Source organism: Arsukibacterium sp. MJ3 (genome assembly GCF_000987765.1).
Taxonomy (GTDB): domain Bacteria; phylum Pseudomonadota; class Gammaproteobacteria; order Enterobacterales; family Alteromonadaceae; genus Alishewanella.
Genome location: NZ_LAHP01000008.1, coordinates 20,173 through 32,178, shown reverse-complemented (window position 1 = coordinate 32,178; position 12,006 = coordinate 20,173). Strand labels below are relative to the sequence as shown.

The following is a 12,006-nucleotide window of genomic DNA, read 5'->3' as shown; positions in this document are numbered from 1 at the left end:
GCATAGCGCCAGTATTAGTACTGTTGCGCCATAGCCCGGTTAACGGGGGGTTCTAATGTCAGGCGCTGCGCCTGAATAACAACCTGGGTTCGGTTGGTACAGCCAAGCTTACGAAAAATCGCGGTAATATGTGCTTTAACGGTTGCCTCTGAAATATGTAAGTCATAGGCAATTTGTTTATTTAACCAGCCCTCGGTTAAATAATACAATACCTTGTATTGTTGCTGGGTAAGTTGTGCAACTTTTGCCGCTAGATCCAGATCTTCACCGGCATTTTGTGCTTCAAACACGGCTTTTTGCAGCTTAGCGGGTACCCACAATTCACCCGCCAGTACTGCATTTAGCGCAGTGCTGATATCAATCGGATTAGCTGACTTAGGAATAAAAGCCGACGCACCAAAAGCGATAACCCGGCGAATAACGTCTAATTCTTCACTGGCAGAAATGATCACTATAGGTAGACTGGGATAGTTTTTGCGTAACTGAATTAATCCCAGAAAACCACAGTTACCAGGCATATGTAAATCGAGCAACAGCAAGTCGGTATCAGGATGTTGCTCCAGAGCAGAGCAGGTTGTGTCAAAGCTGTCGGTTTCAACCGTCGCTGTGGCAACAAAGGTACTGCTTATCGCATTAATCAGGGCATTACGAAATAAAGGATGGTCGTCTGCAACAATAAGCTTTGCCATATAAATCTCCCGGTAAGATCCAGAATTGTCATTATTATAAAGGCCGCAATAGCAGCCTTTTTTGCAGCAACTGGAGAAAAACAGCGTAAAGTATACGCTGTTTTAGCCTTACTTACGATTTAAACGGTTATTTACTAAAATTTCAACTACTGATGGATCGGCCAGCGTAGAAATATCGCCCAGTTGGTCATGCTCATTCGCCGCAATTTTACGTAAAATGCGCCGCATAATTTTGCCTGAACGGGTTTTTGGTAAGCCGGCAGGTGCCCATTGCACTAGATCTGGAGTGGCAATTGGGGAAATTTCTTCGCGAACCCAAGCCCGAATAGATTTAGTTAGCTCATCGCTTGGTTCAACACCTATGCGCGGCGTTACATACACATAAATACCCTGACCTTTAATGTCATGCGGATACCCAACTACTGCTGCCTCAGCAATTGCATCATGCGCTACCAGGCAACTTTCAATTTCAGCGGTACCTAGACGATGACCTGATATATTTAATACGTCATCAACCCGGCCGGTAAGCCAGTAATAGCCGTCTTCATCGCGCTTAGCACCATCACCGGTAAAATACACACCGGCATAGTTACTAAAATAGGTTTGCTCGAATCGGTCGTGATCACCATACAAGGTGCGCATTTGTCCTGGCCAACTATCGAGAATGACTAGGTTTCCTTCGGCTACCCCAGATAATTGGTTACCTTCATTGTCAACAATAGCGGGTTTAACACCAAAGAAAGGCCGGGTGGCTGATCCTGGTTTTAACGCCGTTGCGCCGGGTAACGGTGTAATTAAAATACCACCAGTTTCGGTTTGCCACCAGGTATCAACAATGGGGCATTTACTGCTGCCAACTTTCTCATAGTACCAATTCCAGGCTTCTGGGTTAATTGGTTCGCCAACACTGCCAAGGATTTTTAACGAGCTCAGGTTGGCGCCCTCAACCGGGCTGTCACCATGTGCCATTAACGCTCTAATAGCGGTAGGGGCAGTGTATAAAATATTAACCTGATATTTATCAATAATTTGAGCTATACGCTTCACACTAGGGTAGGTGGGTACCCCTTCAAACATCACGCTACTGGCACCGTTGGCCAACGGCCCATAAATAATATAACTGTGGCCTGTTACCCAGCCTACATCTGCGGCACACCAATAAATATCACCATCGTGATAATCAAATACATATTGGTGAGTCATCGCGGCGTACACCATATAGCCACCAGTAGTGTGCAGTACGCCTTTAGGTGTTCCGGTTGAGCCTGAGGTATATAAAATAAATAGTGGGTCTTCAGCATTCATTGGTTCTGGCTCACAGCTATTACTTTGGCTGGCAACCAGCTCGTGATACCACACATCACGTTTAGGATGAAAATCAATATTTTTACCAACGTGCTTAACCACGATGACATTTTGAACCGGGCTGTCGCTACCCAGATGACCAAGTGCGGCGTCAGTATTGTCTTTTAAATGGGTAGCCCGGCTGCCTCGAAGTGCCTGATCAGAGGTAATAACCAATTTTGAATCACAGTCAACAATCCGGCTACCTAGTGCATCAGGTGAAAACCCGGCAAATACCACCGAATGCACCGCACCAATTCTGGCACAAGCTAATAACGCTACTGCGGCTTCAGGGATCATCGGCAAGTAAATGGTAACCCTATCGCCTTTGGTAACACCCAGCGATTTCATGCCATTAGCAAGCTTACACACCTGGTCATACAATTGCTGATAAGTAACCTCAGATTGTACTCCTGGTTCATCACCTTCCCAGTAGAAAGCAACCTGGTTAGCCCGGGTCGCCAAATGTCGGTCTAAGCAATTGTAACTGGCGTTTAATGTGCCATCACTGTACCAATTCACTTTTACTTTACCCAACTCAAAACTGGACTCTTTAATTTTGCTGTAGGGTGTAATCCAATCAAGACGTTTACCTTGCTCCGCCCAGAATTGTTCTGGCTGTTCGACAGACTGACGATACATACTCTGGTAAACGTCATCTGTAATATGCGTTCTGGCTTTGGCCGTTGCACTCACCGGATAAAGACTTGGATGTGACATAGATTCCCCTGTGGATCTGCAATGTTGGTAAAATAATAATAACAAGTTACTTTCTATCTAAATGCGGCGTTAAATGAAATTAGACCATAGTCTAGCCAAGCATTTGCTTTTGCGCTAACTGCGACTAAAGGCTAATTGCGAACTTAAAGTCTGTCGCCCAAAGTTGCATTGTCAGAATTTATTAAAACACATTAGATGTTATTACAATAATAAAGATGGAGAACTTCAGATGAGACAAAGAAAGACCTTCAGTGTACTTGCTGTCGCAATAGCGCTGGCGTTAACCGCAGGTAGTGCCCAGGCTAATGGCTTTAACATTGGTGATACTGATGTGACCTTTGGTGGTTATATAAAACTTGATGCCATGTATACCGACAGCTCAGACGGTAAGATAGCGACGGGCATAGGCCGCGATTTTTATATTCCTAGTCTTACTCCGGTAGGAGGAGTGGATGAAGATGGTACCGTCGACTTTCATGCTCGCCAGTCGCGTTTTTTCTTTAAAACAACCACTCAGCTTGAAAACGGTAAAACCGTTGGTGGCCATATTGAGTTGGATTTTCTGGCAACATCAGGTGGTGATGAGCGCATAACCAATAGTTACTCGCCACGTATTCGTCAGGCATTTATTACCTATGATGGCTGGTTATTCGGTCAAACCTGGTCAACCTTCATGGATTTGAATGCTTTACCTGATACCTTAGACTTTATCGGTAATACTGACGCCATGCCTTTTGCCCGTCAGGCACAAATTCGTTATACCAGTGGTAACTTTCAAGTTGCTATTGAGAACCCTGAAACTACGGTAACGCCTTTTGGTGGTGGTGGCCGGATCACTACTGATGATAATGCGATACCTGATTTGGTGTTTAAATATGGGCAGAAAGTGGATTGGGGTACTTGGTCAGTGTCAGCATTAGTACGGCAATTAGCTTATGAAACCGCCACTATTGACAGTACTACCTCGTCGTTTGGACTGAGTGCTACGGCAAAAATTATGTTGTCTAACAACAATGACATTCGTCTTAGTGCCACTACCGGCTCAGGTGTAGGCCGTTATATTGGTCTTAATACCGCAAACGGTGCGGTGCTAGACGCTAATAACGAACTTGAAGCTATCGACTCTACTGCTTTTTCTGTTGCCTACCGGCATAACTGGAGTGATCAGTGGCGTAGCAACCTGGTGTACTCAATGCTGAGTGTTGATAACGATACCGGCCTTACCGGCGCAGGTGTAACCAAAAACACCAGCAGCTGGACAACCAATCTGATCTATCAGGCAGCGAAAAAATTAATGTTTGGTATTGAATACAAGTTTGCAAATCGCGAAGTTGAATCTGGTTTGGAGGGTGATATGAATCGCTTACAATTTAGCGCCAAATACGATTTTTAACAATAAAAAAACCAGCTATTACGCTGGTTTTAAATAACAAAATCGACTTAAAAAATCCCCCGTTAACCGGGGGGTTTTTTATTCCGCTTTATCTGGCTTTGTCATTGGTGCACTTGCTGCCTGACGGGCAAACGCTGAACCGGCTTGCCGGCTTGAACTGCTTACCGCTGGCCGCTCTGCTGCAGCGGCTGCAGGGGTGTCAGCCGCTGCGGTATTGGTTGTACTGGTCGCGGGCTTGGCCATATCGGCCACGACCATATTACCAAAACGACCGGCCGATTTTACCGGGTTGGCTTTTATGGCTGTCACTGCTCCTGCTGTTTCAGTAACCGTTTCAGCTAAAGGCTTAGCTGATACCATTTTTTCAGCAGCAGCGTGTTCGTTTTTCTCTATAGCTGCTGGGGCTATAGCGATAGAAACATCGGTATCTGTCGTTGCTCCTTTGTCACTTTTTGCTTGCTCAGCATCGGCTTCAGCTGCTTTACGACGACCACGAGGTCTACCAGGTTTAGCTCTGCTTTTAGCGGGTGCTTTTACTGGATTTTCTTCCGTGTTAGTCATTTCTGTTGCCGGCTGAGTATCTGCAGTACTCGGCATCTCAGCTTCAGGAGCTGTTACAGTGTCGGTTATCACTTCAGCTTGTTTGGTTGGTTCCGCATCCATATTGGCGGCGCTAACTGCCACTGGCTGTTCAGTTTGCTCGCTATTGTCTACTGTTTCGGCAGTGCTTTGTGTTTCGGTAATGCTTAGTGTTTCAGCTTGCTGATCTTTTTTACGCTTTTGGCCCGCAGCCCGAAGGTGACGTGGCGAGCGGCGGTTGCGGCTACGTGGTTCAACACTGTCACTTTCAGCTTGCTCTGCCGACGTAGTCGTTGCTTCAGCGGCCGGTTGATCATTCACATCTAACGTGGCAATCGTTGGCGCTGCGGCGTCGTCTTTAACGTCAGCCGTTGCTGGCATATCTTCAGTGATTAGTGCAGCAGTGCTGGCTTCTGATTCGTCAAATTGCTGCGCTGCCTGAACAGTTGGCGCTTGCTCAGTTACCGGTTCTTGCATTGCATCAAGTGTTGGGTTAACCACAACAGGTGTAATAACAGTAGCATCAGCATGCTGCGTTAAGCGCACTGATTTACGTGCATTGCGCCGCTGTCGACGTTCTGCTGCAACACTGCGCTCTTTCGGTTCTTCGTCATGCTCAGTAACGACAACGTCAGAACGTTCTGCTTGTGGTTTACGTGCTTCAGCCGGGCGATTAATCCGCTCTTGAGGTGGCCTTGGCGCCCGCTCTTGTTTTACCGGTGCCGCCGTGGCGGTAGTACTGTTACTGTCGTCTTTATCAACAACCTGCTCAATCTGATCAGGCCGACGACGTTTATTATTACGGCGCCGTGTGGTGTCATTCTTACCATCTGCTTTGTTGTCAACGTTACCACGGCTTGCATCGCGACTGCCGTCACGGTTATTGTCACGGTTATTGTCTCGATTGTAGCGACCACCATCCCGCTGAGTTTTCGTCTCATCTTTACGGGCCGTAGTGTGTGGGGCAGGTTGTTTAGCATGTTCTGTTTTTGCGTCACTGCCAGTAATTAAGCCTTTAAACCATTTGCTGAGTTTACTGAATAAATCGGGTTGCGACGTGGCTACTGCTACAGGTGTTGTTGCAGCAGTGGTGCGCGCTGGCGCCGAATGGGCAATATTAATGGCCGACACAGCAGGTTTTTCTTTAATAACTTCAACGCTTGGTTGATATGGTCTGCTGATAACTTCAGGGGCTTTAACCATGTTGTAGCTAACATCATCCAGTTCTTCATCGATCCGAATGCGTGATACTTCATAATTGGGTGTTTCCAAATGTTCATTTGGAATAATAAAAATTTGGATACCATTACGTTTTTCAATGCGTCGAACCGATTCACGTTTCTCATTCATCAAATACGTTGCCACAGAGATAGGGACCTGCGCATGAATTTGGCTGGTGTTATCTTTAATGGCTTCTTCTTCAATTAAACGCAAAATTGATAAGGCCGAGCTTTCGGTGCCGCGGATGGTGCCGCGACCATGACAGCGGGGACAAACGTGACCAGCAGATTCACCCAACGATGGACGCAAACGTTGGCGTGACATTTCAAGTAAACCGAACCGCGAAATGCGGCCAATTTGTACCCGAGCCCTGTCATGTTTAACCGCATCTTTTAAGCGGTTTTCAACTTCCCGTTGATGACGCACTGGCGTCATATCAATAAAGTCGATAACAATTAACCCGCCAAGGTCGCGCAGGCGTAACTGCCGGGCTATTTCGTCTGCGGCTTCCAAGTTAGTATTAAAAGCGGTTTCTTCAATATCGCCACCTTTGGTGGCTTTTGATGAGTTAATATCAACAGCGGTTAGCGCTTCGGTGCCATCGATAACAATTGAGCCACCTGATGGTAAGCGAACTTCGCGGCGAAAGGCGGTTTCAATCTGAGTTTCAATTTGATAATGCATAAACAGCGGTACTTCACCATCGTACATTTTTACCCGGTGGGCAAAGTCTGGCCGAAATTGCTGAATATAAACTTTGGCTTCTTCAAAAATTTTCGCGTTATCAATTAAAATTTCACCAACATCACGGCGCAGGTAATCGCGAATAGCGCGAAATACCACATTACTTTCCTGATGAATTAAAAAGGGTGAAGATCGTTTGGCTGCTTCTTCAGTGATAGCAGACCAATGTTTTAGTAAGGCTTTTAAATCGTAATCCAGCTCTTCGTAAGATTTACCTACACCCGCAGTACGAACAATTAAGCCCATGCCATCTGGCATTTCTAACTGGCCTAAAGAGTCTTTCAGTTCCTGACGCTCGTCACCTTCAATGCGTCGTGAAATGCCACCTGCACGCGGGTTGTTTGGCATTAATACCAGGTAAGAACCTGCCAGACTGATAAAAGTCGTTAGCGCAGCACCTTTTTGGCCACGTTCTTCTTTATCAATCTGGATAATAACTTCCTGACCTTCTTTTACCACTTCTTTAATATTGGGGCGGCCATCGAAGCTATAGCCTTTAGGGAAGTACTCGCGGGAAATTTCTTTTAACGGCAAAAAACCGTGACGATCAGCACCGTAATCGACAAAAGCAGCTTCCAGGCTTGGTTCAACCCGGGTAATTTTGCCTTTGTAGATATTGGCTTTCTTTTGTTCATGGCCTGGGCTTTCAATATCCAGATCATACAGTTTTTGGCCATCGACCAAAGCAACGCGAATTTCTTCTTCTTGCGTTGCATTAATTAGCATTCTTTTCATTGTTGGGTGACTCTATTATGCAGCCACAACGCAACCATACTGGGCACCTGGGTGTTCAGATGTTATCAAATATCAAATGATGCAGTCTCACGACTGGGATACCTGAGGGAACCAAATTGTCACTATTTACAGTTATCTGTTTTCGTTTGAATCTGAAACACACCGCCGTTCGGCGTTGCGTTATAGCAAATTGTTCTTTTTGCTCATGTTACTGGAAACTGTGTTTTGCCGTTATTGGTAACAGATTACGCAACATTACCTCAGGCAAATGGCTTATTTAAACGCCGGGGCTATAAAAACGTTGGTTTTCACCACGATTTCGGTATGATCACATCCCCAGACGGTGCCGCACAGTTTCTCTTAATGTCACAATGAGCGCCCTAATTGCCTTCTTTTGGCATAATTAGCCGGACGATTATCCCACTAATTTGCACTGGATAGCAACTTAAAAGTAATTTTAGCAGAGTATTTAGAACGCATGACGGATGAAATCAGATTACCGATACAAATGCTTGAAATCGAAGACGATTTTATCGGCCAGCGTATAGACAATTTTTTGCTGGCACGGCTCAGAGGTGTGCCAAAAAGTGTGATATATCGGGTTTTACGCAAAGGCGAAGTCCGGGTTAATAAAAAACGGGTGAAACCTGAGTATAAATTGCAACAGGCCGATGTTGTAAGGGTTCCACCGTTGACCGTGGCGGCCGAACCGGATCGGGTGTCGGTTAAATTGAGCTTGGTCAGTGAGTTAGAAAGCCATATATTGTTTGAAGATAATGACCTTATTGTACTGAATAAGCCCTCTGGCATGGCGGTACATGGTGGCAGTGGCTTAAAGTTTGGTGTTATTGAAGCATTACGCGCCTTACGACCCGTAGCAAAAAACCTTGAGTTAGTTCACCGGCTAGACCGCGATACGTCGGGCTGCTTGTTAATCGCTAAAAAACGCTCGGTGTTAACCCATTTACACGCGCAGTTGCGCGATAAAACTGTTGAAAAAAAATACTGGGCACTGGTAAGCGGTGACTGGGATAGTAAAGTGCGCAGTGTGATAGAACCGCTGCGTAAAAACACCCTGCAATCCGGTGAGCGGGTGGTAAAGGTGGATGCCATTAACGGTAAACCCTCTGAAACCCGCTTTCGGATATTACAACGTTACAGTGAAGGCACTCTGGTGGAAGCTTTTCCGGTTACCGGGCGTACCCATCAAATTCGGGTGCATGCGGCGTGTAAGGGCCATCCAATAGCCTGCGATGATAAATACGGCGACAATGCCTTTAGTAGCCAGATGCAACAGTTGGGGTTAAACCGATTGTTTTTGCATGCAAAAAGTTTAAGTTTTATGCATCCAAACACGCAAACCACCTTGCGGGTTGAAGCACCGTTAGATTTGCAATTGGAAAAAGCGCTCACTAAATTAACGAGAAAGTAGTATGTCAGAGGTCAATTTAGTCATTTTCGATTGGGATGGAACGGTAATGGATTCTATTGGCCGCATAGTCTCGTCAATGCAAGCTGCTGCCGGCTTAACCGGGCTGGCAGTGCCGAGCGACTATGCGGTAAAACAAATAATTGGGTTAAGCCTGGATCCGGCCTTTGCGGTATTATTTCCTGACACCGACAGCCAGCAACGCCGCCAATTGTTTGAGCATTATCGCGATCACTATACGCTTTACGATACTACCCCGTCGCCTTTATTTGCTGGCGTAGAGCTGTTGTTGCAAACGCTGACCGAGAAAAATATCTTATTGGCAGTTGCTACCGGCAAAGCCCGTAGGGGTTTAGACCGGATGTTTGCGGATACCGGTCTTGGTCATTATTTTGTTACCAGCCGTTGTGCCGATGAAGCGCAATCTAAACCACACCCAGATATGTTAATACAAATTAGCCAGCAGTTAGACATTCTGCCCGCGAATGCAATTATGGTCGGTGATACCAGCCATGACATGAAAATGGCACAAGCTATTAATATGCCGCGGGTAGGGGTAACTCATGGTGTGCACGGTGCTGATGTGCTTGGCCAGTATCAGCCTAAAGCTATTATTGACAATTTACCGGCTTTGCTGGCTCATATTTAAGTGTAAGCAGATTAACACCTTCATTATTAAGCAGCTGTAACAGCTTAATAAGTGGCAGGCCTATCAGGCTGTTTGGGTCATTACCTTGCATGGCACTAAACAGACTAATACCTAGCCCCTCACTTTTAAAACTACCGGCACAGTCAAACGGTTGTTCTCGGTCAACATATATTGCAATTTCCAGCTGAGTAAGCTGGCGAAAGCATACTGTAAACGGTTCGACGATAACCTGGCATTGGCCACTTTGGACATTAACGAGTGCCAGACCGGTTAAAAACGTGACACTGTTACCATTAAACTGGCTGAGCTGTGCGATGGCATTGTCCCGGGTATGAGGTTTACCGATAATCTGGTTTTTAAATACCGCGACCTGGTCAGAACCTATTACCAGCCCGTGGCTTAAGGTAGCGGCAACTGCCTTGGCTTTGGTCAGGGCCAGCCGGCTTACCAGAGTGGTAGCATCTTCACCTGGCAGTGCTGTCTCGTCAACGTCTGGCTTAATAGTAGTAAAATGCGGCGTTAATTTAGCTAATAATTGACGCCGATATACTGAAGTAGATGCTAAATACAGTGCAGGTAACTCGGAAATGCTCATTGACGGCTCGGTTTTATTCTGAATAATTGTTATTATGCCAAGCTATAGGGTGTTTAACAAAGCCGCTAATTATATTCGCTAATAAAAAGTATAAAAAACTGTGGCAACCCTTTGACAGCGGGGGCTGGGTTCTATATCATGCGCGCCTTATGCAAAAATTGAAAATTCCCGTTACGTTTGACCCGGTTAAAGCCGCCCAAAAGCGGTCGACTTTTGATGGCATCTTGCCGTTGCAATCTTTAATCCGGTTAACAGAAAGCCTTGTGATAAAACAGGGTGAAGTAGCTGTAAGAATTGAATGCGCAACAGATCAACAAGGTTTAGCGGTATTGCAAGGTACTGCCAGCTGCAGTGTTAGTGTGTGTTGCGAGCGCTGTGGCGAAACTATGCTACTGGCACTAGAAAGTAGTTTTATATATACCCCGGTTAAAGGGGATGACAATGCCGCTCTGGCGTTAATTCCGGAGAGTTACGACGTTATTGTTCGTGACGAGCACGGCGAAATAAATTTACGGCAGTTGGTTGAGGATGAACTTATTCTGGCATTACCGCTGTTTCCGATGCATGATGCTGCTGACTGTAATCTCAGTGCTGATGCAATGAGTTTCGGAGACATAGGGCCAGAACCAGAAAAACCAAACCCCTTTGCCATACTGCAAGAACTGAAAAAAAAGTAATTTAGGAGAAAAACAATGGCTGTTCAGCAAAACAAAAAATCTCGTGCACGTCGTGACATGCGTCGTTCTCACGATGCGTTAACTGGCCCTACGTTGTCAGTTGATTCAACTACGGGTGAAACGCATCGTCGTCACCACATTACTGCCGATGGTTTTTACAAAGGCCGTAAAGTAATATAAGTTTGGATGCACCTGGTGCAACCACTAAAGTGTAACCTTGCTTTAGACATGATGGGGGGCGATAACGGCCCCCTAACTACTATACCTGCCGCCCTGGCAGCGATTGCAGAATTTCCTCATCTAAATTTAATGTTGTGCGGCGATATTACCTTGCTGGAACAGCAACTCAGTTTCTATAATAGTTTTCCTCACCCGCAATTAACTCTGGTTGCCAGCAATAATGACGTTAGCATGGCCGATAAACCGTCGGTGGCGCTGCGTAACAAACGCGATTCTTCTATGCGCCGGGCGTTGGATCTGGTCGAGCAGGGCACGGTGCAAGCCTGTGTTAGTGCGGGTAATACCGGTGCGTTAATTGCTATGGCGCACTACGTGTTAAAAATGCTCAATGGTGTTGAACGCCCGGCTTTAATCAGTGTTTTGCCCAGTTGTAAAGGTAACCCGGTGTATATGCTGGATTTGGGTGCCACGGTAAATTGCGATGCCGATACTTTATTTCAGTTTGCCGTGATGGGCGCAGTTATGGCCGAAGAGGTTGTCGGTATCGATTTCCCCAAAGTAGCCTTACTGAATATGGGCGAAGAAGAAATTAAAGGCTCAGATCAAATAAAGCGCGCCTCACAATTGCTATCCAGCTGTAACGACATTAATTACATTGGTTACATTGAAGGTGATGATATTTTTTCCGGTAAGGCGGATGTGATTGTCTGTGATGGTTTTGTTGGCAATGTGGCATTAAAAACCTGTGAAGGGGTGGCGAAACTCATTTTACGCCGCTTTGAAACCAGCTTACGGCAGAGAAAGAGCTCTCAACTTTTCGGTTGGTTGCTAAAACCTTTTATAAAAAGTCTTTATCAGGGGGTGAACCCCGACCACTACAACGGGGCAAGTCTGATAGGATTGCGCGGAATTGTAGTGAAAAGTCATGGAAATGCGACCAAAGACGCATTTTTAAGTGCCATCCGACAAGCTGTGCGCGAGGTTGAACACCAAGTGCCCGCCAAAATTAAAGATCGGTTGGAACAGGTATTAATTGATAAAGCATAGGCTC

At 45.9% G+C, this 12,006-nt stretch carries 10 protein-coding genes; 6 read left to right on the top strand and 4 right to left on the bottom strand.

Translation table 11 applies throughout. From position 1 onward, the window contains the following. Positions 1-14: 14 nt before the first annotated feature. The gene (locus VT06_RS07755) at positions 15-689 is read right to left on the bottom strand and encodes a response regulator transcription factor (RefSeq protein ID WP_046553729.1); all 675 of its coding nucleotides are present in this window, start codon (positions 687-689) and stop codon (positions 15-17) included. 108 nt (positions 690-797) lie between these two features. Further along, positions 798-2,753 (bottom strand): acetate--CoA ligase, encoded by a 1,956-nt coding sequence (acs, locus tag VT06_RS07750; RefSeq protein WP_046553728.1) that lies wholly within the window; start codon positions 2,751-2,753, stop codon positions 798-800. Between the two features lie 229 nt (positions 2,754-2,982). Here acs and VT06_RS07745 point away from each other — a divergent pair, with 229 nt between their 5' ends. Next, positions 2,983-4,146: a DcaP family trimeric outer membrane transporter gene (locus tag VT06_RS07745; protein WP_046553727.1), complete on the top strand. Its 1,164-nt coding sequence runs from the start codon at positions 2,983-2,985 to the stop codon at positions 4,144-4,146. A gap of 78 nt (positions 4,147-4,224) precedes the next feature. On the opposite strand, the gene rne is transcribed toward VT06_RS07745, so the two are convergent. Then, complete coding sequence (gene rne / locus VT06_RS07740) at positions 4,225-7,425, bottom strand: ribonuclease E (RefSeq protein ID WP_046553726.1); 3,201 nt, start codon at positions 7,423-7,425, stop codon at positions 4,225-4,227. A 478-nt stretch (positions 7,426-7,903) separates the two neighbouring features. Here rne and rluC point away from each other — a divergent pair, with 478 nt between their 5' ends. Further along, complete coding sequence (gene rluC, locus VT06_RS07735; protein WP_046553725.1) at positions 7,904-8,857, top strand: 23S rRNA pseudouridine(955/2504/2580) synthase RluC; 954 nt, start codon at positions 7,904-7,906, stop codon at positions 8,855-8,857. Position 8,858: 1 nt separating this feature from the next. Continuing rightward, positions 8,859-9,503, top strand: coding sequence for an HAD-IA family hydrolase (locus VT06_RS07730; protein ID WP_046553724.1), 645 nt, complete (start codon positions 8,859-8,861; stop codon positions 9,501-9,503). Here the strand turns inward: VT06_RS07730 and VT06_RS07725 are convergent. Further along, entirely contained in the window at positions 9,466-10,098 is a 633-nt protein-coding gene (locus VT06_RS07725) for a nucleoside triphosphate pyrophosphatase (RefSeq protein WP_046553723.1), read from the bottom strand. The two genes, VT06_RS07730 and VT06_RS07725, sit on opposite strands and share 38 nt — an antisense overlap. 149 nt (positions 10,099-10,247) lie before the next feature. Between VT06_RS07725 and yceD the strand changes: the two genes are divergently transcribed. From yceD to plsX, 3 genes are read left to right on the top strand one after another with little or no spacing between them, the layout of a single operon-like run. Continuing rightward, the gene (yceD, locus tag VT06_RS07720; RefSeq protein WP_046553826.1) at positions 10,248-10,775 is read left to right on the top strand and encodes a 23S rRNA accumulation protein YceD; all 528 of its coding nucleotides are present in this window, start codon (positions 10,248-10,250) and stop codon (positions 10,773-10,775) included. A gap of 15 nt (positions 10,776-10,790) precedes the next feature. Beyond that, a complete protein-coding gene (gene rpmF / locus VT06_RS07715) occupies positions 10,791-10,955 on the top strand; it encodes a 50S ribosomal protein L32 (protein ID WP_046553722.1) in 165 nt (54 codons plus the stop codon). A 6-nt stretch (positions 10,956-10,961) separates the two neighbouring features. Then, positions 10,962-12,002, top strand: coding sequence for a phosphate acyltransferase PlsX (gene plsX / locus VT06_RS07710; RefSeq protein ID WP_046553721.1), 1,041 nt, complete (start codon positions 10,962-10,964; stop codon positions 12,000-12,002). The last annotated feature ends 4 nt before the right edge of the window (positions 12,003-12,006 follow it).